We start from the raw sequence: 24,451 nt of genomic DNA, 5'->3' as shown, positions 1-24,451 counted from the left end.
CACCAGTGTGGCGCAGCGGGCGGTCATGTGGGGGCGTCCGGGGCGAGCCCGGCCAGCGAGCGCAGGGCGCGCAGGCCCTCGCGCGTGCCGGGCCAGTGCCGGTCGAGCGCCTGCGGCCCGGCCCGGCGCGTCACCGACCGCAGCACCAGGATCACGACCAGGACGTCGTCGACGTACCCCACGACGGGGATCACGTCCGGCACGAGGTCGATCGGCATCGCCAGGTACAGCCCCAGCAGGACGACGCGCAGCCGCACGCCGCGGGGGAGCGAGGCGTCCGACGCCAGCCGGCGCAGCAGACGCACGAGGTCGGGCATCAGGCGCAGCGCGTCGCGCAGCCGCACTGGGTCGTCGTGGCGTCGTCCGACCACGTAGAGCGTCGCGACCAGCACCGCCCACGTCACGGCGATGGCGGCCGCGAGGGCCGGCAGCACCTGCCACCACCCGCTCACGGGACCGCCGTCACCACCCGCGGGAGCGCCACTCCGCGAGGTGCGGACGCTCGACGCCGAGCGTCGTGTCGTGCCCGTGGCCCGGGTACACGCGGGTGTCGTCGGGGTAGGCGCCGAAGATCTTGGACTCGACCTCGTCGACCAGCGTCGCGAAGTCCTCGGGCGACCAGGTCTTGCCGACGCCGCCGGGGAACAGCGAGTCGCCCGTGAAGAGGTGCACGATGCCGTCGGGGTCGTCGTACGCGAGGGCGATCGAGCCGGGGGTGTGGCCGACGATCTCGACGACCTCGAGCTCGCACGACCCGACGCGCACCCGCGCGCCGGTCTGCACGCGGACGTCGACGGGCACGGGCAGCTCGTCGGCGTCGCGCTCGCCGGCGACGGTCTCGGCGCCGGTGCGCTCGACCACGGTCTCGAGGGCCTGCCAGTGGTCGCCGTGGCGGTGGGTCGTGACGACGCGGGCCAGGCCGTCGCCGCCGACCAGCTCGAGCAGACGGTCGGCCTCGTTGGCGGCGTCCACCAGCACCTGCTCGCCGGTCAGCGTGCACCGCAGCAGGTACGCGTTGTTGTTCATCTCGCCGACGGCGACCTTGGTGATCTGCAGGTCGCCCGCGGACTGCACGTCGGCGGGACCGCCGACCTCGACTTCTCCGGTGTAGGTCATGGGTCACAGCCTGCCAGAGCACGCGGCGCCGCGCCGCCGCCGCAACCGGGGGACGTGTGAGAAGCCCGACCCGCTCCGCGGAAAGAAACTGTCGGGGGCCGTCGTTACCATGACCGAGGGCAGAACTCTGCCCTGCATCCACAACTTTTCAGGGGAGCCAGTGACCGATCGCCTCGTCATCCGCGGCGCACGCGAGCACAACCTCAAGGACGTCTCGCTCGATCTTCCGCGCGACTCGCTGATCGTCTTCACGGGCCTGTCGGGCTCGGGCAAGTCGTCGCTCGCGTTCGACACGATCTTCGCCGAGGGCCAGCGCCGCTACGTCGAGTCGCTGTCGGCGTACGCGCGGCAGTTCCTCGGTCAGATGGACAAGCCCGACGTCGACTTCATCGAGGGCCTGTCACCGGCGGTCTCGATCGACCAGAAGTCCACGAGCCGCAACCCGCGCTCGACGGTCGGCACGATCACCGAGGTGTACGACTACCTGCGCCTGCTGTACGCCCGCGCCGGACGCGCCCACTGCCCGACGTGCGGCGAGCCGATCGCCCGCCAGACCCCGCAGCAGATCGTCGACCGCATCATGGCCGGCGACGAGGGCACGCGCTTCCAGGTGCTCGCGCCGGTCATCCGCGGCCGCAAGGGCGAGTACCTCGAGCTATTCCGCCAGCTGCAGACGCAGGGCTTCAGCCGCACCGTCGTCGACGGCGAGGTGCACATGCTGTCCGACGAGCCGCCCAAGCTCGCCAAGCAGAAGAAGCACACAATCGACGTCGTCGTCGACCGCCTGCAGGTCAAGGCCAGCTCGCAGCAGCGGCTCACCGAGTCGATCGAGACCGCGCTCAACCTCGCCGACGGCCTCGTGATCATCGACTACGTCGACCTCGACGAGGATGACGAGAACCGCACGCGTCGCTTCTCCGAGAAGCTCGCGTGCCCCAACGACCACCCGCTCGAGGTCGACGAGCTCGAGCCGCGCTCGTTCTCGTTCAACGCCCCCTTCGGCGCGTGCCCCGAGTGCCACGGCCTCGGCACGCGCATGGAGGTCGACCCCGAGCTCGTCGTCCCCGACGACGCGAAGTCGCTCAACGACGGCGCCGTCGTCCCGTGGGCGTCCGCGCACGTGGCCGACTACTACTCGCGCCTGGTCGGGGCGCTGGCCGACGAGCTCGGCTTCAGCGCCGACACCCCGTGGGGCGACCTGTCGCGCGAGGTGCAGGACGCGATCCTGCACGGCCACTCGACCAAGGTGCACGTCCGCTACAAGAACCGCTACGGGCGCGTCCGCTCGTACTACACCGAGTTCGAGGGCGCGATCACCTACATCGAGCGCCGTCACGCCGAGACCGAGTCCGAGACGAGCAAGGAGCGGCTCGAGGGCTTCATGCGCGAGGTCCCGTGCCGCGTCTGCAACGGCACCCGGCTGCGCCCCGTCATCCTCGCGGTGACCCTCAACTCCACCGAGCACGGCCCGAAGAACATCGCCGAGGTGTCGGCCATGTCGATCCGCGAGGCGAGCGACTACCTCGCGACCCTCGAGATGAGCGACCGCGAGCGGCAGATCGGCGAGCGGGTGCTCAAGGAGATCAACGAGCGCCTGCGGTTCCTGCTCGACGTCGGCCTGCACTACCTGGCGCTCGACCGCGCCGCCGGCTCCCTGTCCGGCGGCGAGGCGCAGCGCATCCGACTCGCGACGCAGATCGGCGCAGGTCTGGTCGGTGTGCTCTACGTCCTCGACGAGCCGTCGATCGGCCTGCACCAGCGCGACAACCAGCGCCTCATCGAGACCCTCGTGCGCCTGCGCGACCTCGGCAACACGCTGATCGTCGTCGAGCACGACGAGGACACGATCCGCGCCGCCGACTGGGCCGTCGACATCGGCCCCGGTGCCGGCGAGCACGGCGGGCAGGTCATCGTCTCGGGCCCCGTCGACGAGCTCTACGCCAGCGAGCAGTCGCTGACCGGCCAGTACCTGTCGGGCCGCAAGTCGATCCCCGTGCCCGAGAAGCGTCGCAAGAAGGTCAAGGGCCGCGAGCTCAAGGTGCTCGGCGCCAAGGAGAACAACCTGCGCGGCATCGACGTGGCCTTCCCGCTCGGCATGTTCGTCGCGGTCACGGGTGTCTCCGGCTCGGGCAAGTCGAGCCTGGTCAACGACATCCTCTACACGCAGCTGGCACGCTCGATCTACGGTGCGCGCACGATCCCCGGGCGCCACCGCACCATCACGGGTCTCGACGAGGTCGACAAGGTCATCCACGTCGACCAGTCGCCGATCGGCCGCACGCCGCGGTCCAACCCGGCGACGTACACGGGCGTCTTCGACCACGTGCGCAAGCTGTTCGCGCAGACGCCCGAGGCCAAGATGCGCGGCTACCTGCAGGGGCGCTTCTCGTTCAACGTCAAGGGCGGGCGCTGCGAGGCGTGCTCCGGCGACGGCACGATCAAGATCGAGATGAACTTCCTGCCCGACGTCTACGTGCCGTGCGAGGTCTGCCACGGCGCGCGCTACAACCGCGAGACGCTCGAGGTGCACTACAAGGGCAAGTCGATCGCCGACGTCCTCGACATGCCGATCGAGGAGGCCGTCGAGTTCTTCGAGGCCATCCCCGTGATCGCCCGCCACCTGCGCACCCTCGTCGAGGTCGGTCTGGGCTACGTCCGCCTGGGCCAGCCCGCCACGACGCTGTCGGGCGGCGAGTCGCAGCGCGTCAAGCTCTCGGCCGAGCTGCAGAAGCGGTCGACCGGACGCACCGTCTACGTGCTCGACGAGCCCACCACGGGCCTGCACTTCGAGGACATCCGCAAGCTGCTGCTCGTCCTGCAGCGCATCGTCGACACCGGCAACTCGGTCATCGTCATCGAGCACAACCTCGACGTCATCAAGACCGCCGACTGGGTCATCGACATGGGCCCCGAGGGCGGCAGCGGCGGCGGCATGCTCGTGGCGCAGGGCACGCCCGAGCAGGTCGCCGAGGTCGAGGCGAGCTACACCGGCTCGTTCCTCAAGCCGCTGCTCGCCGAGGCCCGGTCCGCGACGCCCGCGCTCGCAGGCTCGTAGGCCGGCTCGGTGGCAGATCCGACGACGTACCGTCCGGCTCCGGGGGAGATCCCCACGGAGCCGGGCGTCTACAAGTTCCGCGACGCCGAACGACGCGTGGTCTACGTCGGCAAGGCCAAGTCGCTGCGTCCCCGCCTCAGCTCGTACTTCCAGGACATCTCCAACCTGCACCCCCGCACGCAGCAGATGGTGCGCACCGCGAGCTCGGTGGAGTGGACGGTCGTCAGCACCGAGGTCGAGGCCCTGGCGCTGGAGTACTCCTGGATCAAGGAGTTCGACCCGCGCTTCAACGTCAAGTACCGCGACGACAAGTCGTACCCGTGGCTGGCCGTCACGGTCGGCGAGGAGTTCCCGCGGGTCACCGTCATGCGGGGGGCGCAGCGCAAGGGCGTCCGCTACTTCGGCCCCTACGGCCACGCGTGGGCCATCCGCGACACCGTCGACACGCTGCTGCGGGTGTTCCCGATGCGCTCGTGCTCGGCGGGGGTGTTCCGGCGGTCGAAGGCGATCGGCCGCCCGTGCCTGCTGGGCGACATCGGCAAGTGCGCCGCCCCGTGCGTCGGACGGGTCAGCCCCGACCAGCACCGTGCGATCGTCAACGACTTCCTGGCGTTCATGGGCGGCCAGACGTCCGGGTTCACCAAGCGCATCGAGACCAAGATGCTCGAGGCGTCCGGACGCGAGGAGTACGAGCTCGCGGCCAAGCTGCGCGACGACCTCGGCGCCCTGCGCCGGGTGCTCGAGAAGCAGACCGTCGTCCTCGGCGACGGCACCGACGCCGACGTCCTGGGCTTCGTCGACGACCCGCTCGAGATCGCGGTGCAGATCTTCTCCGTGCGCGGCGGACGCATCCGCGGCCAGCGCGGCTGGGTCGCTGAGAAGGCCGACGAGGCCGAGTTCCCCGAGCTCGTGCAGCGCGCCCTCATGACGCTCTACCAGGACGCCTCGGCGTCCGCCGTGCCGCGCGAGGTGCTGGTGCCGGCGATGCCGGCCGACTCGGCGACCGTCACGGCCCTGCTCAGCGAGCGGCGCGAGGGGCCCGTCACGATCCGCGTCCCGCAGCGCGGCGACAAGCGCGCCCTGATGCAGACCGTCGAGCAGAACGCCAAGCAGTCGCTCATGCGCCACAAGATGAAGCGGTCGTCCGACCTGACGGCCCGCAGCCTCGCGCTCGAGGAGATCCAGGCGGCGCTCGACCTGCAGACCGCTCCGCTGCGCATCGAGTGCTACGACATCTCCAACCTGGGTGCCACCGAGACCGTCGCGTCGATGGTCGTCTTCGAGGACGGGCTGCCCCGCAAGTCCGAGTACCGGCGGTTCACGATCCGCAACGAGGGGCAGAGCGACGTCGCCGCGATGCACGAGGTCATCACGCGTCGCTTCACCGCGCTGCTCAAGGCGCGCGAGGACAACGACGACGACGGGCCGGGCATCGACCCCGAGACCGGCAAGCCCAAGCGCTTCGCGTACACGCCGGCCCTGGTCGTCGTCGACGGCGGACCGCCGCAGGTCGCCGCGGCCCACGCCGCGATGCAGGCGCTCGACGTCACCGACGTGGCCCTGGTCGGCCTGGCCAAGCGCCTCGAGGAGGTGTGGCTGCCCGACGACGACGACCCGGTCATCCTGCCCCGCGACAGCGAAGGCCTGTACCTGCTGCAGAACCTGCGCGACGAGGCGCACCGCTTCGCGATCGCCCACCACCGCGGGCGTCGCAGCAAGTCGATGATCGAGAGCGTGCTCGATCCCGTGGCCGGTCTGGGCCCGACGCGGCGCAAGGCGCTGCTGAAGTCGTTCGGCTCGGTCAAGAAGCTGCGGGCGGCCAGCGCCGAGGAGATCGCCACGGTACCCGGCATCGGCGCGGCTACGGCACAATCCATCGTGGAGGCGCTCGCGACCGGCGACGCCGCACCGGCCGTCAACACCGCGACCGGCGAGATCTTGGAGGACTAGATGTCCCAGCTCAGGCAGTTCGTCATCGTGACGGGCATGACCGGTGCCGGACGCGGGACGGCCGCGAAGGTCCTCGAGAAGCTCGGCTACTACGTCATCGACAACATCCCGCCCGAGCTGCTGTCGGGGGCCGTCCAGACCATCAGCGCCTCCGACGACATCGACAAGCTCGCCGTCGTGGTCGACGCCCGGTCGCGCGAGTTCTTCGGGGGACTGGTCGAGGCGCTCGAGTCGCTGCGCGACGTCGGCGTGATGTCGCGCATCCTCTACCTCGAGGCGTCCGACGAGGTGCTGGTGCGCCGGCAGGAGGCGGCCCGCAGGCCGCACCCGCTCAGCCGCGAAGGACGCCTGATGGACGGCTTCGACCGCGAGCGCGAGCTCCTGCGCCGCATCCGCGGGCGCGCCGACATCGTCGTCGACACCACGACCCTCAACGTCCACCAGCTGGGCCAGCGCATCAACGCGGCCTTCGAGGACGCCGACTCGGGCCTGCGCGCGTCCGTCATGTCGTTCGGCTTCAAGTACGGCATCCCCATCGACGCCGACATGGTCGCCGACCTGCGGTTCCTGCCCAACCCGTTCTGGGTCGACGACCTGCGGCCCCTCAGCGGGCTCGACCAGCCCGTCAGCGAGTACGTGCTCGGTCAGCCGCGGGCCGAGGAGTTCCTCGAGCAGTACGAGAAGCTCGTCGCGCTGCTCACGGGCGGCTACCTCAACGAGGACAAGCACTTCCTGACGATCGCGATCGGCTGCACGGGCGGACGCCACCGCAGCGTCGCGATGTCCGAGGCGTTCGCCGACCGCCTGCGCGCCCGCGGCGTCCGCACCCTGGTCGTCCACCGCGACCTGGGGCGGGAGTGATCGCGCGCCCCGCCCGCCCCGAGAGGCCCGAACGCTTCGAGGGCGACCTGCGGGTCGTCTCGCTCGGGGGAGGGCACGGTCTCGCGGCGAGCCTGTCGGCGCTGCGCCGGCTGACGACCGAGCTGACCGGGGTCGTCACGGTCGCCGACAACGGCGGCTCGTCGGGACGTCTGCGCCAGGAGCTCGGCGGCCTGCCGCCCGGCGACCTGCGCATGGCGCTGGCGGCGCTGTGCGGCGACGACGAGTGGGGGCGCACGTGGGCCGGCATCCTGCAGCACCGCTTCTCCAGCGACGGCCCGCTCGACGGTCACGCGGTCGGCAACCTGCTGATCGCCGCGATCTGGGACCAGCTCGGCGACCAGGTCGCCGGGCTCGACCTGGTCGGCGACCTCCTCGGCGCGCAGGGACGCGTGCTGCCGATGGCCGACGTGCCGCTCGACATCGAGGCCGACGTGCACCTGCGGTCGGCGCCCGACCGGCTGACGGTCGTCCGCGGCCAGGTCGAGGTCGCGTCGACCGACGGCCAGGTCATCTCGGTGCGGCTCGACCCCAGCGACCCGCCGGCATGCCCCGAGGCCGTGCGGGCCGTCGAGGCGGCCGACTGGGTCGTCGTCGGCCCGGGGTCGTGGTTCACGAGCATCATGCCGACGCTGCTGGTGCCGGGGCTGCGCGACGTCCTCATCTCGACGCCGGCCAGGCGGGCGCTCGTGCTCAACCTGACCGAGCAGCACGGCGAGACCGAGGGGCTGAGCCCCACCGACCACCTCGACGTCCTGGCGGCCCACGCGCCCGAGCTGCGACTCGACGCCGTCATCGCCGACACGAGCCTGGTCGACGACCGCGGAACCCTCGAGGCGACGGCCCACGCACTCGGCGCGCGGCTGTTCGTCTCCGACCTGGCGACGGGCCCCGACTCCGACCAGCACGACCCCGCACGTCTTGCGGCCGCATTCGGCCACGTCATGCGACAGGCGTAGGGTGTCCACGATCCGTTCAGGCGGTCTCGGCACGACCGGACGCCTGACGACGACGACTCGGTAGGGGAACTTCTGCATGGCGATGACGGCCCAGGTCAAGGCGGAACTCGCGAGCACCACCATCACGAAGTCGTGCTGCCGCAAGGCCGAGGTGTCCTCGATCCTGCGCTTCTCGGGCGGCCTGCACATCGTGTCGGGACGCATCGTGGTCGAGGCCGAGCTCGACACCGGAGCGGCCGCGCGTCGCCTGCGCAAGGACATCGCCGAGATCTACGGCCACGACAGCGAGATCCTCGTGATGCAGAACGCCGGCATCCGCAAGGACACCCACTACGTCGTCCGGGTCTCGAAGGACGGCGAGGCCCTCGCCCGTCAGACCGGGCTGATCGACGGCAGCGGACGTCCCATCCGCGGTCTCCCGCCGCAGGTGGTCTCGGGCTCGTCGTGCGACGCCGTCGCGGCTTGGCGCGGATCGTTCCTGGCGCACGGCTCGCTGACCGAGCCCGGACGCTCGTCGGCCCTCGAGGTCAGCTGCCCGAGCCCCGAGGCCGCCCTCGCGCTCGTCGGCGCCGCACGGCGGGTCGGCATCAGCGCCAAGGCGCGTGAGGTGCGTGGCATCGACCGCGTCGTCATCCGTGACGGCGAGGCCATCGGTGCGCTCCTGACGCGCCTGGGTGCCCACGAGTCGCTCCTGGCGTGGGAGGAGCGCCGCATGCGCCGCGAGGTGCGCGCGACCGCCAACCGGCTCGCCAACTTCGACGATGCCAATCTGCGCCGCTCGGCCCGTGCCGCCGTCGCGGCCGGCGCCCGCGCCCAGCGTGCCCTGGAGATCCTCGGCGACGAGGTGCCCGACCACCTCAAGATGGCCGGCACGCTGCGCGTCGAGCACCGTCAGGCGAGCCTCGAGGAGCTCGGCCAGCTGCACGAGCCGGCCCTGACGAAGGACGCCATCGCGGGCCGCATCCGCCGTCTGCTGGCGATGGCCGACAAGCGCGCCGAGGACCTCGGCATCCCCGACACCGAGTCGACCCTGGGTGACGACGCCCTCGCCGACGACTGACCCCACCCGTTCGTTCGCCAGGGAGCGGAGCGACCGTGGCGGAGGTCGGCGATCGGGCTTGGGTGGGTTCCCCTCGCTTCGCTCACGGTCGGCCGCAGGCGGCCTCCCTGGGGAACGAGCGTCTCGTTCGGCCGCGGGCGGCCTCCCCGGGAACGAGCATCTCGTTCGGCCGCGGGCGGCCTCCCTGGGAACGAGCATCTCGTTCGCCAGGGAGCGGAGCGACCGTGAGGGAGCGCCAGCGACCGTGGCGGAGGTCGGCGATCGGGCTGGGGTGGGTTCCCCTCGCTTCGCTCACGGTCGGCCGCGGGCGGCCTCCCTGGGGAACGAGCGTCTCGTTCGCCAGGGAGCGGAGCGACCGTGAGGGAGCGCCAGCGACCGAGGCGGACGTCAGCGATCGGGCTTGGGTGGGTTCCCCTCGCTTCGCTCACGGTCGGCCGCGGGCGGCCTCCCTGGGGAACGAGGGTCTCGTTCGGCCGCGGGCGGCCTCCCTGGGGAACGAGCATCTCGTTCGGCCGCGGGCGGGCTCCCTGGGGAACGCGACACGCAGGTGACTCGCCGGTAGGGCCGGCACCTCGGTAGGGTGGGGACGTTACCCACCCGATCCAGCAGGAGATCAGTTTCCCGTGACCGTACGCGTAGGCATCAATGGATTTGGCCGCATCGGCCGCAACTTCTTCCGCGCGGCGCGTGCCGCCGGCGCTGACATCGAGATCGTCGCCGTCAACGACCTGACGGACAACAAGACGCTCGCCCACCTGCTCAAGTACGACTCGATCCTCGGCCGTCTCGACGCCGACGTCACGTACGACGACGCCAACATCTTCGTCGGCGACCAGAAGATCGCGGCCTTCGCCGAGCGCGACCCCGCCAAGCTCGACTGGGCCAGCGTCGGCGTCGACATCGTCATCGAGTCGACCGGCTTCTTCACCGACGCGACCAAGGCCAAGGCCCACGTCGACGGCGGCGCCAAGAAGGTCATCATCTCCGCGCCCGCCAAGAACGAGGACATCACGGTCGTGATGGGCGTCAACCACGAGCTCTACGACCCGGCCGCGCACACCGTGATCTCCAACGCGTCGTGCACGACGAACTGCCTCGCACCGATGGCCAAGGCGCTCAACGACGGCCTCGGCATCGAGAAGGGCCTGATGACGACGATCCACGCGTACACGCAGGACCAGAACCTGCAGGACGCCCCCCACAGCGACCTGCGGCGCGCGCGGGCCGCCAACCTCAGCATCATCCCGACGTCGACCGGCGCCGCCAAGGCCGTCAGCCTCGTGCTGCCCGAGCTCAAGGGCAAGCTCGACGGCTACGCGCTGCGCGTGCCCGTGCCCACCGGCTCGGCCACCGACCTGACGTTCACCGCCTCGCGCGAGACCACGGTCGAGGAGGTCAACGCGATCGTCAAGGCTGCGGCCGAGGGCGCCATGAAGGGCTTCCTGGTCTACACCGAGGACGAGATCGTCTCGGCCGACATCGTGACCGACCCGTCGTCGTGCATCTTCGACTCGGGCCTCACCAAGGTCATCGGCGACCAGGTCAAGGTCGTCGGCTGGTACGACAACGAGTGGGGCTACAGCAACCGCCTCGCCGACCTCGTCGTCCACGTCGGCTCGACGCTCTAAGCGCGTGCTCACGGTCTCGGACCTCGGCGACCTGCGCGGCAAGCGCGTTCTCGTCCGCAGCGATCTCAACGTGCCGCTCGACGGCAAGAAGATCGCGGACGACGGACGCGTGCGCGCCAGCGTGCCGACCATCAAGCGGCTCGCCGACGCGGGCGCTCGCGTGCTCGTGACGGCGCACCTCGGCCGTCCCGACGGCGTTCCCAACCCCGACTACTCGCTCGAGCCGGTCGCCGAGCGGCTGGGTGAGCTGCTCGGCTCGCCCGTGCTGTTCGCGGGCGACACGGTCGGCGCGCAGGCGCACCGCATCAGCGCCGCCCTGCAGGACGGCCAGGTCGCGGTGCTCGAGAACGTCCGGTTCAACGAGGGCGAGACCAGCAAGGACGACGCCGTGCGCGGTGCGTTCGCCGACGAGCTCGCGGCCCTGGCCGACGTGTTCGTCTCGGACGGCTTCGGCGTCGTCCACCGCAAGCAGGCCAGCGTCTACGACGTCGCGACGCGTCTGCCGGCAGCCGTCGGCGGGCTCGTCGAGGCCGAGGTCACGGTGCTCGAGCGCCTGACCGAGAGCCCCGAGCGTCCGTACACCGTCGTGCTCGGCGGGTCGAAGGTCTCCGACAAGCTGGGTGTCATCGACAACCTGCTGTCCAAGGCCGACAACCTGCTGATCGGCGGCGGCATGGTCTTCACGTTCCTCAAGGCCCAGGGCCACGAGGTCGGCAAGTCCCTGCTCGAGGACGACCAGCTCGACGTCGCCCGCGGCTACATCGAGCAGGCCGAGGCGCAGGGCGTCCGGCTGGTGCTGCCGACCGACATCGTCGTGGCACCGGCCTTCGCCGACGCCGATGCGACGACCGTCGCGGCCGACGCGATCCCGTCCGACCAGCTCGGGCTCGACATCGGCCCCGACTCGGCGGCGGCGTTCGCCGACGTGATCCGCGGCTCGAAGACGGTCTTCTGGAACGGCCCGATGGGCGTGTTCGAGATGGCGTCGTTCGCCGAGGGCACCCGCTCGGTCGCGCAGGCCCTGACCGAGGTCGACGGCCTGTCGGTCGTCGGCGGCGGTGACTCCGCCGCAGCCGTCCGGCAGCTGGGCTTCGACGACGCGCAGTTCGGTCACATCTCGACCGGTGGCGGCGCGAGCCTGGAGTACCTCGAGGGCAAGACGCTCCCGGGCCTGGACATCCTCGAAGAATCCACCGACAGGAACGCAGACGCATGAGCTCCGCACGCACGCCCCTGATGGCCGGCAACTGGAAGTCCAACCTCAACCACCAGGAAGCCGTCGTCCTCGTCCAGAAGCTCGCCTGGACGCTGCAGGACAAGAAGCACGACTTCGAGAAGGCCGAGGTCGTCGTCATCCCGCCGTTCACCGACATCCGCAGCGTGCAGACGCTCGTCGACGGTGACCACCTGGCGATCGGCTACGGCGCGCAGGACGTGTCCGAGCACGACGGCGGCGCCTACACGGGCGAGATCTCGGCGGCCATGCTGGCCAAGCTGGGCTGCTCGTACGTCGTCGTCGGTCACTCCGAGCGGCGCGAGCACCACGCCGAGAGCGACGCCGTCGTCAACGTCAAGGCCACCAAGGCGCTCGCGGCGGGCATCAGCCCGATCGTGTGCGTCGGCGAGGGCCTCGAGGTCCGCCAGGCCGGCGACCACGTCGCCCACACCCTCGAGCAGCTCGACGGCTCGCTGGCCGGTCTGACCGCCGACCAGCTCGCCGACGTCGTCATCGCCTACGAGCCCGTGTGGGCCATCGGCACCGGCGAGGTCGCGACGCCCGAGGACGCGCAGGAGGTGTGCGCCGCGATCCGCGGACGGGTCGAGGAGACCTGGTCGTCGGAGACGGCCGCTGCATTGCGTATCCTTTACGGCGGGTCGGTGAAAGCGGCGAACATCGCCGCCATCATGGCGAAGTCGGACGTCGACGGAGCCCTGGTCGGCGGAGCAAGCCTCCAGCCGGAGGAGTTCGCCGGGATCGCCCGCTTCTACGCCATGCCGGACCTGTCCGGCGCCTGACGAACGAAGGCATGTTGTGATTCTGATTTTCTCGGTCATCCTCGCGATCAGCAGTGTGCTGATGATCGTGCTGGTCCTGATGCACAAGGGACGCGGTGGCGGCCTCTCTGACATGTTCGGTGGCGGCGTGTCCAGCTCCCTCGGCGGCTCCTCGGTCGCCGAGCGCAACCTCGACCGCATCACGGTCGGTATCGCAGTCGTCTGGGTCGTGTGCATCGTGGCACTCGGCCTGCTCCTGAAGGTGAGTAACTAGTGGCAGCAGGTGCTATCCGGGGCAGCCGCATCGGCTCCGGTCCCATGGGTGAGGCCGAGCGTGGCGAGGCGGCTCCGCGCCAGTTCGTGACGTTCTTCTGCATCAACAACCACACGACCGAGCTGCAGTTCGCGATCGAGGCCGAGGTGCCGGAGTCGTGGGACTGCCCCCGGTGCGGCATGCCGGCGAGCGTCGACTCCGACAACCGTCCGACGGCCAAGAAGATCGAGCCGTACAAGACGCACCTCGCCTACGTGAAGGAGCGTCGCTCCGAGACCGAGGCCGACGAGATCCTCAAGGAAGCCGTCGAGGGCCTGCGCGCCAAGCGCAAGTCCGGCGAGATCATCTTCTAGCCCGCTCCTGCGACTCACCGCGTCCGCCCACGGCCATCGTGCCGTGGGCGGACGCGGTTCGTGCGGGTCCCGCGGCCGGCCCTAGGGCAGGCGGGACGCCGCGGCCTCGTCGAGCAGCCAGACGGTCTCGGCCGTGCCGCGGGCGGCGGACGCGGGGGAGTCGTCCAGCGTGCCGTCGCCCAGGGCACGCGCCACGGCCTCGGCCTTGCCGTCGCCCGACACCAGCAGCCAGACGCTGGCGGCGTGGTTCAGCGTCGCGAGCGTCAGCGAGAGCCGCTCGGGCGGCGGCTTGGGCGAGTTCTCGACGTCGACGACGCGGCGCTCGGTCTCGTGCAGCTGGGCGAACCCGGGGAACAGCGAGGCGATGTGACCGTCGGGTCCGACGCCGTGCAGCACCAGGTCGAACGGCTCGTCGGGCAGCACGGACGCGTGCGCGTCGGCGGCCGCCCCGATGCTGGGGAAGCCCTCGTCGGACGCCGGCATGGCGTGCAGCCGCTCGGCGGGCACCCCCACGCGCGTGAGGAACGCGTCGCGCGCCTGCTGGTCGTTGCGATCGGCGTGGCCGGCCGGCACGAAGCGCTCGTCGCCCCAGTAGACGTCGACCGAGGCCCAGTCGACGTCACCGGCCTCGATGCGCTCGTACGCCTTCACGGCGATCGTGCCACCCGTCAGGACGATCGACGGCGTGCGTCCGCTGCGCTGCACCTCGGCCAGCCGGTCGACGACCCGACGGGCGATCGCGTCGGCCAGCGCGTCGGCGTCGGGGAAGATCTCGGTGGTGCTCATGAGTCCCTCTCCAGCATGTGGGCGATGGTGTCCTCGTAGATGTCGTCGGCGTCGAGCCGGCGCAGGTCCTCGGCGAGCAGCTCGGCCAGCGTCCGGGCGCCCAGGGGCACCTCGCGCGGCGACGAGCCCGGCACGCTGAAGTGGCACGAGCCCGAGTCGATGCGCTCGATCACGACGTCGCCGGCCGAGGTGTTCAGCACGACCGACGCGATCTGCGCCGACTCGCTGCGCCGGGTCACGATGTCGATGCCGAGGCGGCTCTCGAGCCACGCGACCAGCAGCGTAGCGGCGGGATTGCCCGACCCGGCGACGACGGTTCCGCCCGTGACGGTGCCGGGCGACTGGTCGAGCGCCGCGGCGAGCAGCGCCCGCCACGGCGTCAGTCGCGTCCACGACAGGTCGGTGTCGCCGGGGGAGTAGGAGCGGGCGACGGCCTTGAGCGAGCGCACGGGCGACGACGTCGCCTCCGCGTCGGTGAGCCGACGCCGCGCCAGCTGACCGATCGCGTCCTTGGACGGATCGGTCGGCGGCTTGCCGGGCCACCAGACGACGACGGGGGAGTCGGGCAGCAGCAGCGGCAGGACGACCGACTCGGCGTGCCGGGTCAGCTCGCCCGAGATGCGCAGCAGGATCGACTCGCCGGACGAGCTCTCACCGACCCTGACCTTGGCGTTGAGCTGGGCGGCGCCGCGTCCGTCGCCGAGGATGACGCCGATGACGCGCGAGGGGTGCTCGCGCGACAGTGCCGTCGCGGTGCGCAGGGCCTCGCTGACGTTCTCGTCGTCGGTGACGACCAGCAGCGTCAGGACCATGTCCATCGCAGGGCTTCCCGCGGCGGAACGGGCTTTCACCAGGGCGCGCGCGATGCGCGACGAGTTGGTCTTCTCGAGTGCGATCTCCATGGCTACGGACGCCTCCAGGTGCGGCCGTCGCGGGCCATCATCTCGTCGGCGGACGCGGGGCCCCACGTGCCGGACGGGTAGGTGTCGATCGTGGGGCTGCGGCTCCAGTGCTCGATCACGGGATCGAGGATCTTCCAGGCCAGCTCGACCTCCTCGTGCTGCGGGAACAGCGGCGGATCGCCGAGCAGGACGTCGAGGATCAGGCGCTCGTACGCCTCGGGGCTGCTCTCGACGAAGGCGCCGCCGTAGGCGAAGTCCATGTTGACGTCGCGGATCTCCATCGTCGTGCCGGGCACCTTCGCGCCGAACCGCAGCGTGACGCCCTCGTCGGGCTGGATGCGCATGACGAGCGCGTTCTGGCCGAGCTCCTCGACGTCGTTCTTGCTGAACGGCTGGTGCGGCGCCCGCTTGAAGATCACGGCGACCTCCGTGACGCGGCGTCCGAGCCGCTTGCCGGTGCGCAGGTAGAACGGCACCCCGGCCCAGCGACGCGTCGACACGTCGACCCGGATCGCGGCGTAGGTCTCGGCCCGTGAGCCGTCGGGGACGCCGTCCTCCTCCAGGTAGCCGCGCACCTTCTCGCCGCCGGCCCAGCCGGCCAGGTACTGCGCCTGGGCGGTGTGCAGGTCCATGTCGGCGGCGGGACGCGCGTTGGCGAGGATCTTCTGCTTCTCGAGGCGCAGCGACGACGCGTTGAACGAGACGGGCTCCTCCATCGCGATCAGCGCCATGAGCTGCAGCAGGTGGTTCTGGATCACGTCGCGGGCGGCGCCGATGCCGTCGTAGTAGCCGGCGCGCGATCCGATCCCGATGTCCTCGGCCATCGTGATCTGCACGTGGTCGACGTAGTGGCTGTTCCAGATCGGCTCGAACATGCCGTTGGCGAAGCGGAACGCCAAGATGTTCTGCACCGTCTCCTTGCCGAGGTAGTGGTCGATGCGGAACACCGACTCGCTCGTGAACACGTCGGCGACGATGCGGTTGAGCTCCTCGGCCGAGGCGAGGTCGTGACCGAAGGGCTTCTCGATGACGACGCGTCGCCAGCCCTTCGACGACTCCGCGAGACCGTGCTTCTTGATCTGCGAGACGACGACGGGGAACAGGCCCGGTGGGATCGACAGGTAGAACGCGTGGTTGCCGCCCGTGCCCTGCTGCTCGTCGAGCTCGGCCATCGTGTCGGCCAGGCGCTCCCACGCCTCGTCGTCGTCGAACTCGCCCGGCACGAAGCGGATGCCGGCTGCGAGCTGCTTCCAGACCGTCTCGCTCCACGGGGTGCGGGCACCGTCCTTGGCGGCCTGCTTGATGACCTTGGAGAACGACTCCGTGCCGAAGTCCTGCCGGGCGAAGCCGACGAGCGCGAAGCCCGGCGGCAGCAGCCCGCGGTTGGCGAGGTCGTAGACCGCGGGGATCAGCTTCTTCTTGGCCAGGTCGCCCGTGACGCCGAACATGATGAGGCTGCAGGGTCCCGCGATGCGGGGGAGCCGCCGGTCGCGGGGGTCCCTCAGCGGGTTGACGACGTCAGCTGTCATGCGCGACCAGCTCACGGACGCGGGCCAGCCCCGCCTCGACGTCGGTCAGGTGCAGCCGCAGGACCGGGCGACCGTGGTCGCGCAGCACCGCGGCGTCACCGGCGGCCTGGGAGTCGATGAACGAGCCGAACGTGAAGTCGCGGCCGTCGATCGCCAGGTCGTCGAGCGGGGTGCCGGTGATCTGCAGGAACACGCCGTTCGGCGTCCCGCCCTTGTGGTACTGGCCCGTCGAGTGCAGGAACCGGGGCCCCCACCCGAACGTGACGGGACGGGCGAGGTTCTCGGCCAGCTCCTCGCGGACGTCGGCGAACCCGGCGTGCGCGAGCCGGTCGAGGTAGACCTGCACCGCGAGGTAGCCGTGCTCGACGTCGATCTGGTCGAGCAGCTGGTCGAGCGCCTCGGCCAGGGTCGACCCCGAGCCGTAGACGTCGATGCCGTCCTCGGTGAAGTCGGGCGTCGGCACGGAGCCGGCGCCGTCGAGCAGCTCGCGGGCCGCCTTCTTGGCGCTCTCGACGTCGGGCTGGTCGAACGGGTCGATGCCGATCGCGCGGCCGGCGACCGCGACGGCGATCTCCCACAGCAGCATCTGCGCGCCGAGGGGTCCGTCGACGACGGTGGAGTAGCCGGACAGGGCCGTCGGGACGGGGCTGTCGTCGACCTGCGGGTTGTCGCCGAACGCGGCGGACAGCGTCGCGTGCACGACGCTGCCGGCGAGCTCGGCGGCCCGCTCGAGGCCACCCACCTGCTGCTGGCCGATGACGGCCAGGACGGAGTCGGTCGTGGACGGGACGAAGTTGGGGGCGTCCTCGTCGGGCACGACGACGGGCAGGATGCCGCGCCCCTGCTTGCCGGTCGACTCGGCCACGAGCTGCTCGATCCAGTCGCCGATGCCGTTGCCGGAGCGATCGGCCAGCACGAGCTTGTCGACGCCGTGGTCGTTGGCGACGCCCAGCAGGACGCCGAGGCGCAGCGCCGGGTTGTCGACGTCGTCGGCGAACAGCACGGGAGCGGCCTCGCGGGCGGTCTCGAGCAGCTCACCGACGTCGGCGCCGGCCAGGCCGCTCGGGACCAGCCCGAACGCCGTCAGGGCGGAGTAGCGCCCGCCGACGTGGGGGTCGGCCCGGAAAACGCGGTAGCCCGCCTCGGTGGCCTGCTGGTCGAGCGGCGACCCGGGATCGGTCACGACGACGATGCGCTCGCGCGGGTCGATGCCGGCCTCGGTGAACGCGTGCTCGTAGGCACGCCGCTGGCTGTCGGTCTCGACGGTGCCACCGGACTTGCTCGACACGACCACGACCGTGCGGTCGAGCCGGTCGGCGAGGGCGGAGCGCACCATGTCGGGCTGCGACGAGTCGAGGACCGTCAGGTCGACGTCGGCGGTGTGGCAGATGACCTCGGGAGCCAGCGACGAGCCGCCCATGCCGCAGAGCACGACGTGGTCGAGCCCCTTGGTCGCGAGCTCGTCGCGCAGTGCCTCGATCTCGGCGACGAGGGGGCGGGACGTCTCGGCGAGGCTGGTCCAGCTGAGCCGGACAGCCGCCTCGGACTCGGCGTCGGGGCCCCACAGGGTGGGGTCCTGCGCACCGATCCGGGACGCGACGCGGTCGTCGACGGCGCTCTGCAGCGCCGCGTCGAGCTCGTCGACGGACGGGACCTTGAGCGCCACCTCGACGCTGTGCTGTCCGGCCACGGGATCAGGCCTTGTCGAGCTCGGCGGAGACCGTCTCGAGCAGCTCGCTCCACGAGGCGTCGAACTTCTCGAGCCCCTCGTCCTCGAGCTGCTTGACGACCTCGTCGTACGAGATGCCCTCGCGCTCGAGCGCCGCGATGGCGTCGCGCGACTCCTCGTAGGTGCCGTGCACGCGGTCGCCGAGGATATCACCGTGGTCGGCGACGGCCTCGAGGGTCTTCTCGGGCATCGTGTTGACGGTGTTGGGTGCGACGAGCTCGGTCACGTAGAGCGTGTCGGGCAGGTTCGGGTCCTTGACGCCGGTCGACGCCCAGAGCGGACGCTGCGCGTTGGCGCCCTTGGCCTCGAGCGCCGTGAAGCGGTCGGAGCCGAAGACGTCCTCGTAGGCCTCGTACGCCAGGCGGGCGTTCGCGAGCGCGGCGGTGCCCCGCAGCGCGTGGCCCTCGCCGAGACGCTTGTCGACCTCGGTGTCGACGCGGCTGACGAAGAACGACGCGACCGAGTGGATCTCGGACAGGTCGCGGCCGGCGGCGTCGGCCTGCTCCAGGCCCTCGATGTAGGCGTCCATGACACCGCGGTAGCGCTCGAGCGAGAAGATCAGCGTGACGTTGACGCTGATGCCCTCGGCGATGACGGCCGTGATGGCCGGCAGGCCCTCGAGGGTGGCGGGGATCTTGATCAGCAGGTTGGGCCGGCTGACGCGCTCCCACAGCCGGTGCGCGAGCTCGATCGTGCCCTCGGTGTCGCGGGCCTTGCCGGGGTCGACCTCGATCGACACGCGGCCGTCGGCGCCCCCGGACTTCTCGAACACGGGCAGCAGGATGTCGCAGCCGTTCTGGACGTCGGTGGTCGTCAGCTCGAAGACCGTCGTGTCGACGTCGGCGCCGGACGCCTTGAGCTCCTTGACCTGCGGCTCGTACTTCTCGCCCTTCGACAGCGCCGAGGCGAAGATCGAGGGGTTGGTCGTGACGCCGACGACGCCCTTGTCGGCGACGAGCTCGGCGAGGTTGCCGGACTCGATGCGCTCGCGGGACAGGTCGTCGAGCCAGATGGACACCCCGGCGTCAGCCAGGGCCTTGAGGCGATCGTTCATGAGTGCTCCTTGGTATGAGAGGTCATGCGGGACGGACGGGGCGTCAGTGCGACGCGGCGTCCGCGTTGTCACCCGGGCCGACAGGTCCTGACGGCCGGGAGTGGAACGGTGCGGTGGGCTCGCCCGACGCTGCGGCGATCGAGTCCTTGGCGGCTGCGACGACGGCCTCGGCGGTGATGCCGAACTTGTCGTACAGCGTCTGGTAGTCGGCCGAGGCGCCGTAGTGCTCGATGCTGACGGTGCGGCCGGCGTCGCCGACCACGTCGCGCCAGCCGAGCGAGATGCCGGCCTCGACCGAGACGCGGGCTCGCAGCGACGGCGGGATGACCTCGTCGCGGTACGCCGAGTCCTGCTGCTCGAACCACTCGCGGCTCGGCATCGACACGACGCGGGCGGAGATGCCCTCGGCCGCCAGCAGCTCACGGGCCTTGACCGCGATCTGCACCTCCGAGCCGGTGCCGAACAGGATGACGTCGGGCGTGCCGTCGGCGTCGAGCAGCGTGTACGCGCCCTTGGCCGTCAGCGACGCCTCGGCGTAGCCGTCGGTGCCGCGCGGGAACGTCGGCAGGTTCTGCCGGCTGAGCGCCAGCGCCGCGGGACGGTCGGTGGTGTTGAGGATCGCGCGCCACGCCTCGATGGTCTCGTTGGCGTCGGCCGGGCGGACGACGTCGAGGCCCGGGATGGCCCGCAGGGCCGCGAGGTGCTCGATCGGCTGGTGGGTCGGACCGTCCTCGCCGAGGCCGATCGAGTCGTGCGTCCAGACGTACGTGACCGGCAGCTCCTGCAGGGCCGCCAGGCGGACCGACGGGCGCATGTAGTCGCTGAACACGAGGAACGTGCCGCCGTAGGGCCGCGTGAGGCCGTGCTGGACGATGCCGTTCATGATCGCGCCCATGGCGTGCTCGCGGATGCCGAAGTGCAGCACCCGTCCGTACCAGTCGCCCTGGAACTTGGCCGACGACCGCTCGGGCGGCAGGAACGACGGCTCGCCCTTGGGCGTCGTGTTGTTGGAGCCGGCGAGGTCGGCCGAACCGCCCCACAGCTCGGGCAGGCCCGCGACGGCCGCGGACAGGAACTCGCCCGAGGCGACACGGGTCGCGACGCCCTTGGCGTCGGCCTCGTAGACCGGCAGGTCGGCGTCCCAGCCCTCGGGGAGCTCGCGGTTCTTGAGGCGCTCGAGCAGGGCCGCGCCCTCGGGGTTGGCCGACGTCCACGCCTCGAACGTCTTCTCCCACGACGCGCGCGCGGTGGCGGCGCGGTCACGGACGGCGTGCGTGTGCTCGATGACGTCGTCGTCGACCACGAACGTCTTCTCGGGGTCGAAGCCGAGCAGCTCCTTGGTCGCCTTGATCTCGTCGTCGCCGAGCGCCGATCCGTGCGATCCGCCGGTTCCCTGGGCGGTCGGGGTGGGCCACGCGATGATCGTGCGCAGCTGGATGAAGCTCGGACGGTCGGTGACGGCCTCGGCGGCCTGGTAGGCGTCCCAGAGGGCCTGGACGTCCTCGACGTACTCGGTGCCGCCGTTGGTCCAGTCGACGGTCTGGACGTGCCAGCCGTAGGCCGCGTAGCGCGCCGCGACGTCCTCGGTGAAGGCGATGTTGGTGTCGTCCTCGATCGAGATGCGGTTGTCGTCCCACAGCAGCGTCAGGTTGCCGAGCTGCTGCGTGCCGGCGAGCGAGGAGGCCTCGGCCGAGACGCCCTCCTGCAGGTCGCCATCGGACGCGATGACGTAGACGCGGTGGTCGAAGGGGCTCTCGCCGGCCGCGGCCGACGCGTCGAGCAGGCCCCGCTCGCGGCGGGCGGCCATCGCGAGACCGACGGCGTTGGCCACGCCCTGGCCCAGGGGACCGGTCGTCACCTCGACACCGGGGGTGTGGCGGTACTCGGGGTGACCTGGCGTCTGGCTGCCCCACGTGCGCAGGCTCTTGAGGTCGTCGAGCGTCATGGGGTAGCCGGCGAGGTACAGCTGGATGTACTGCGTCAGGCTCGAGTGCCCGCACGACAGCACGAACCGGTCACGGCCGGCCCAGTGCGGATCGGTGGGGTCGTGGCGCATCAGCTTCTGGTAGTGCAGGTAGGCCACGGGGGCCAGGCTGATCGCGGTGCCGGGGTGGCCGTTGCCGACCTTCTGCACGGCGTCGGCGGCCAGCAGACGAACGGTGTCCACGGCCTTCTTGTCGAGGTCTGTCCACTCCAGGGAGGGGGTTCCGGACGTCACAGCGGTGGCTCCTGATCGTCGTACGAGCGTAGGGGATGACTGGCGTCGAAGGCCGTCACGCCGAGCCTACTCGCGTCGCTTAGACTGATGCACGTGACCGCCATGGATGTGAACACCGCCAGCCAGAGCGACGTACCCACTTCCCCGTCGTTCACCGATGTCGTCAAGTCGTACGTCGCCCTGACCAAGCCCCGCATCATCGAGCTGCTGCTCCTGACGACGGTCCCGGTCATGTTCCTCGCGCAGCAGGGCGTGCCGCCGTTCTGGCTCGTCATCGCGACGTTCGTGGGTGGCGCGCTGTCGGCCGGCAGCGCCAACGCGCTCAACTGCGTCGTCGACGCCGACATCGACCAGCTGATGCGTCGCACCTCGCGCCGTCCGCTGGCCCGCCACCAGATCCCGACGCGCAACGCCCTGGTGTTCGGCCTGGTCCTGGGGGTCGTCTCGACCGCCGTTCTGGGCGTCTGGGTCAACTGGCTCTCGGCGGGTCTGGCCCTGGTCGCCAACGTCTTCTACGTCATCGGCTACACGATGATCCTCAAGCGCCGCACGACGCAGAACATCGTGTGGGGCGGGGCGGCCGGCTGCTTCCCGGCGATGATCGGCTGGACCGCCGTCACCGGCGAGCTGGCCATCGCGCCGTTCATCCTGTTCCTCGTCGTGTTCTTCTGGACGCCGCCGCACTTCTGGTCTCTCGCGATGCGCTACCGCGAGGACTACGCCGCAGCGAGCGTCCCGATGCTCCCGTCGGTCGTGGGCTCGGCCGAGGTCGCGCGCCAGATCGTCGCCTACACGTGGGTCATGGTCGGCACGTCGCTGCTGCTGTGGCCGCTGACGCCGACGGGCTGGTTCTACCCGGCCGTCGCGATCGTGCTGGGCATCGTGTTCCTCAGCGAGGCGTACGACCTGAAGTCGCGCGCGCAGGACACCGAGGAGCTCGCGGTGCTCAAGCCCATGCGCCTGTTCCACTACAGCAACGCCTACCTGGCCCTGCTGTTCGTGGCCGCCGCGGTCGACCCCTTCCTGCGCTGACCGCCGCCGCCGGCACGGCGGCGGGTCACGACGCCCGCAGGCGCTCCAGCAGCTCGTCCAGGGCCCGGGCGTTGCCGGCGAGGTGCCAGCGGTGGCCGCGGTGGTGGACGACCGCGGTGCGTCCGCCGGCCGCCTCGACCAGCGCCTGGCCGGGCAGCCAGTCCCACGGCTCGGTCGAGTGCTGGGCCCAGACGCCCACGCGCCCGGTCGCGACGTTCGACAGGTCCATCGAGCCCGAGCCGAGCACGCGGGGCGTCGCGACCCCGGCGACGAGGGCCTGCCACGTCTGCAGGACGTCGGGGTCGTTGAGCGTCGTGGGGTGGATGTAGGTCGCCATGCTGCACTCGGCGAGCGGGCGGTCGGCCAGTCGCGGCAGGGCGACGCCGTCGAGCGTCGTCGGCCGGCCGCGTCCGCCGACCCACGTCTCGCCGCTGCTGGGCTGGTGGACGGCGCCGAGCGCGGCACCGTCGTCGTCCTGCAGGGCCAGGGCGCTGCACCAGTAGGCGAGCCCCGACACGAAGTTGTAGGTGCCGTCGACGGGGTCGATGACCCAGCGACGTCCGCTCGTGCCGTCGTGCGCGGCTCCCTCCTCGCCGAGGATCCCGTCGTCGGGCCGGGCGCGTCGCAGCGTCTGCGTCACGAGCTCCTCGGCTGCACGGTCGGCGGCCGTGACGACGTCGGAGACCGACGTCTTGTGGTCGGTGCGCAGGCCCTCGGCCCGCATGCGGGCGGCGAGCGAGCCCGCCGCCGTCACCAGTCGGACGGCGAGGTCGGCGTCGGACAGGGTCGGGTCGATGTCCCAGGCGTCAGGCATGCGCGCCAGTCTAGGATCAGCCCCACCCGACCCCTCAGGAGCCACCATGCCCGTCGATCCCACCGGCGCCGACCTGAAGCGCTACCTCGCCGAGGACCCCGGCGGTCCGGTCGTGATGCTCAACCTGCTGCGTTTCGTCGACGGCGGCCGTCCCTCGTACGAGCAGTACGCGCGCGAGATCGAGCCGTTCCTCGCCCGCGTGGGCGCGCGGGTCGTCCACCTCGGCGACACCTCGACGGCGCTGGTCGCGCCCGACGGCTTCGAGTGGGACGCGGTGCTGCTGGTGGAGTACCCGGATCGCCGCGCCTTCAGCGCGATGGTGGCCGATCCCGAGTACCAGACCATCACGGCGCTGCGCACGTCCGCGCTGTCGGACGCCGTGCTCCAGGCGACGACCCCGTGGCCCGCCTGAGTCAGGCCGTGAGACGCCAGCCCGCGACGTCGATCAGGAAGAACGCGAGCACGAGCGCCCCGAGGTAGAACGTCGACACCGCGAGGGCCGCGCCGACGCGGGTGGGCACGGACGACGTCCGCGTCGCGCGGAACGCGACCGCCGTCGCCCAGCCCAGGGCGGCCTCGGCGGGGACGACGTAGATCGCGACCCCGCCCCAGCGCGTCGTGTCGCCGGTCGGCTCCCACAGCCCGAGCGTCGGGGCCGCGATCTCGGCGCCGAGGAACACGACGGCCGACAGCACCGCGGCGACGGCCGGGCGGCCCCCGGCCAGCGCGACGGCCACGAACAGCGGGGCGACCCACATGCCGGCCATCGCGAGCGGGATGACGTCGTCGACCCGCACGCCGCCGGTGTCGGGGAACCGCAGCGTGCCGACGAGCCCCGACAGCACCCAGTCGGGCAGCACCTGGAAGACCGACACGGGCACCAGGAACGCCGCGAGCGCGGCGAGGTCGGGACGCCCCGAGCGTCGGGCGGCGACCTGCAGCGCCGCGACGTAGGCCACGACCGTCGCGAGCACGCCCCATCCCTGGGCCGGGCGGTCGAGCGACAGCGACACCCCGCCGGCGACCAGCAGCCCGACGTGCACCAGCACGAGGGGGACCAGGTCGGTGCCGTGGTCGGAGGACGTGGAGGACTCGGTGACCGAGGTCGAGGACATCCG

The 24,451-nt window shown here is 71.2% G+C and carries 22 protein-coding genes; 12 read left to right on the top strand and 10 right to left on the bottom strand.

Annotated features, from left to right (window positions below; all coding sequences use genetic code 11):
• Window positions 1–23: 23 nt before the first annotated feature.
• On the bottom strand, window positions 24–452 hold the full coding sequence (locus ASD10_RS12855; RefSeq protein WP_056609018.1) for a YkvA family protein: 429 nt from the start codon (window positions 450–452) through the stop codon (window positions 24–26).
• 10 nt (window positions 453–462) lie between these two features.
• On the bottom strand, window positions 463–1,116 hold the full coding sequence (locus ASD10_RS12850) for an MBL fold metallo-hydrolase (protein ID WP_056609016.1): 654 nt from the start codon (window positions 1,114–1,116) through the stop codon (window positions 463–465).
• A 160-nt stretch (window positions 1,117–1,276) separates the two neighbouring features.
• Here ASD10_RS12850 and uvrA point away from each other — a divergent pair, with 160 nt between their 5' ends.
• From uvrA to ASD10_RS12800, 10 genes are all read left to right on the top strand, one after another.
• The gene (gene uvrA / locus ASD10_RS12845; protein WP_056609014.1) at window positions 1,277–4,171 is read left to right on the top strand and encodes an excinuclease ABC subunit UvrA; all 2,895 of its coding nucleotides are present in this window, start codon (window positions 1,277–1,279) and stop codon (window positions 4,169–4,171) included.
• Between the two features lie 9 nt (window positions 4,172–4,180).
• On the top strand, window positions 4,181–6,121 hold the full coding sequence (gene uvrC, locus ASD10_RS12840) for an excinuclease ABC subunit UvrC (RefSeq protein ID WP_056609012.1): 1,941 nt from the start codon (window positions 4,181–4,183) through the stop codon (window positions 6,119–6,121).
• Window positions 6,122–6,982, top strand: a complete 861-nt coding sequence (gene rapZ / locus ASD10_RS12835) for an RNase adapter RapZ (RefSeq protein WP_056609011.1) — start codon at window positions 6,122–6,124, stop codon at window positions 6,980–6,982. It begins immediately after the preceding gene.
• The gene (gene yvcK / locus ASD10_RS12830; RefSeq protein WP_200938268.1) at window positions 6,979–7,959 is read left to right on the top strand and encodes a uridine diphosphate-N-acetylglucosamine-binding protein YvcK; all 981 of its coding nucleotides are present in this window, start codon (window positions 6,979–6,981) and stop codon (window positions 7,957–7,959) included. The genes rapZ and yvcK overlap by 4 nt, the downstream gene beginning before the upstream one ends.
• 76 nt (window positions 7,960–8,035) lie before the next feature.
• Window positions 8,036–9,019 (top strand): DNA-binding protein WhiA, encoded by a 984-nt coding sequence (gene whiA, locus ASD10_RS12825; RefSeq protein WP_056609009.1) that lies wholly within the window; start codon window positions 8,036–8,038, stop codon window positions 9,017–9,019.
• Between the two features lie 623 nt (window positions 9,020–9,642).
• Window positions 9,643–10,647, top strand: coding sequence for a type I glyceraldehyde-3-phosphate dehydrogenase (gene gap / locus ASD10_RS12820; RefSeq protein WP_056609007.1), 1,005 nt, complete (start codon window positions 9,643–9,645; stop codon window positions 10,645–10,647).
• Window positions 10,648–10,651: 4 nt separating this feature from the next.
• Window positions 10,652–11,863, top strand: a complete 1,212-nt coding sequence (gene pgk / locus ASD10_RS12815; protein ID WP_056609005.1) for a phosphoglycerate kinase — start codon at window positions 10,652–10,654, stop codon at window positions 11,861–11,863.
• Complete coding sequence (tpiA, locus tag ASD10_RS12810) at window positions 11,860–12,663, top strand: triose-phosphate isomerase (RefSeq protein WP_056609003.1); 804 nt, start codon at window positions 11,860–11,862, stop codon at window positions 12,661–12,663. The genes pgk and tpiA overlap by 4 nt, the downstream gene beginning before the upstream one ends.
• Before the next feature lie 16 nt (window positions 12,664–12,679).
• Window positions 12,680–12,916, top strand: a complete 237-nt coding sequence (gene secG / locus ASD10_RS12805) for a preprotein translocase subunit SecG (protein ID WP_056609001.1) — start codon at window positions 12,680–12,682, stop codon at window positions 12,914–12,916.
• Window positions 12,916–13,269: an RNA polymerase-binding protein RbpA gene (locus ASD10_RS12800; RefSeq protein WP_082556189.1), complete on the top strand. Its 354-nt coding sequence runs from the start codon at window positions 12,916–12,918 to the stop codon at window positions 13,267–13,269. Before secG ends, ASD10_RS12800 begins: the two co-directional genes overlap by 1 nt.
• An 81-nt stretch (window positions 13,270–13,350) precedes the next feature.
• On the opposite strand, the gene pgl is transcribed toward ASD10_RS12800, so the two are convergent.
• The 6 genes from pgl to tkt are packed head-to-tail and all read right to left on the bottom strand — an operon-like array spanning window position 13,351 to window position 21,487.
• Window positions 13,351–14,055, bottom strand: a complete 705-nt coding sequence (pgl, locus tag ASD10_RS12795) for a 6-phosphogluconolactonase (RefSeq protein WP_056608997.1) — start codon at window positions 14,053–14,055, stop codon at window positions 13,351–13,353.
• Window positions 14,052–14,957, bottom strand: coding sequence for a glucose-6-phosphate dehydrogenase assembly protein OpcA (locus ASD10_RS12790; protein ID WP_056608995.1), 906 nt, complete (start codon window positions 14,955–14,957; stop codon window positions 14,052–14,054). Before ASD10_RS12790 ends, pgl begins: the two co-directional genes overlap by 4 nt.
• Before the next feature lie 2 nt (window positions 14,958–14,959).
• Window positions 14,960–16,486 carry a glucose-6-phosphate dehydrogenase gene (zwf, locus tag ASD10_RS12785; RefSeq protein ID WP_056610525.1) on the bottom strand — a complete coding sequence of 509 codons (1,527 nt, stop codon included), beginning with the start codon at window positions 16,484–16,486 and terminating at the stop codon, window positions 14,960–14,962.
• On the bottom strand, window positions 16,476–18,176 hold the full coding sequence (locus tag ASD10_RS12780) for a glucose-6-phosphate isomerase (RefSeq protein WP_056608993.1): 1,701 nt from the start codon (window positions 18,174–18,176) through the stop codon (window positions 16,476–16,478). Before ASD10_RS12780 ends, zwf begins: the two co-directional genes overlap by 11 nt.
• A gap of 4 nt (window positions 18,177–18,180) precedes the next feature.
• Window positions 18,181–19,269: a transaldolase gene (gene tal, locus ASD10_RS12775; protein ID WP_056608991.1), complete on the bottom strand. Its 1,089-nt coding sequence runs from the start codon at window positions 19,267–19,269 to the stop codon at window positions 18,181–18,183.
• Between the two features lie 43 nt (window positions 19,270–19,312).
• Window positions 19,313–21,487 (bottom strand): transketolase, encoded by a 2,175-nt coding sequence (gene tkt / locus ASD10_RS12770; RefSeq protein WP_056608989.1) that lies wholly within the window; start codon window positions 21,485–21,487, stop codon window positions 19,313–19,315.
• Between the two features lie 102 nt (window positions 21,488–21,589).
• Between tkt and ASD10_RS12765 the strand changes: the two genes are divergently transcribed.
• Entirely contained in the window at window positions 21,590–22,519 is a 930-nt protein-coding gene (locus ASD10_RS12765; protein WP_157432658.1) for a heme o synthase, read from the top strand.
• A gap of 25 nt (window positions 22,520–22,544) precedes the next feature.
• Here the strand turns inward: ASD10_RS12765 and ASD10_RS12760 are convergent, their stop codons facing one another.
• The gene (locus tag ASD10_RS12760) at window positions 22,545–23,333 is read right to left on the bottom strand and encodes an inositol monophosphatase (protein ID WP_056608985.1); all 789 of its coding nucleotides are present in this window, start codon (window positions 23,331–23,333) and stop codon (window positions 22,545–22,547) included.
• A 46-nt stretch (window positions 23,334–23,379) separates the two neighbouring features.
• Between ASD10_RS12760 and ASD10_RS12755 the strand changes: the two genes are divergently transcribed.
• Window positions 23,380–23,745, top strand: a complete 366-nt coding sequence (locus ASD10_RS12755; RefSeq protein ID WP_056608983.1) for a DUF1330 domain-containing protein — start codon at window positions 23,380–23,382, stop codon at window positions 23,743–23,745.
• Between the two features lies 1 nt (window position 23,746).
• Here the strand turns inward: ASD10_RS12755 and ASD10_RS12750 are convergent, their stop codons facing one another.
• Complete coding sequence (locus tag ASD10_RS12750; protein WP_056608981.1) at window positions 23,747–24,448, bottom strand: hypothetical protein; 702 nt, start codon at window positions 24,446–24,448, stop codon at window positions 23,747–23,749.
• Window positions 24,449–24,451: the final 3 nt, after the last annotated feature.

It is taken from the genome of Aeromicrobium sp. Root472D3 (assembly GCF_001426485.1).
Taxonomy (GTDB): Bacteria; Actinomycetota; Actinomycetes; order Propionibacteriales; family Nocardioidaceae; genus Aeromicrobium.
The sequence above is the reverse complement of the archived record's forward strand: the minus strand, read 5'-3'. Positions and strand labels throughout refer to the sequence as shown.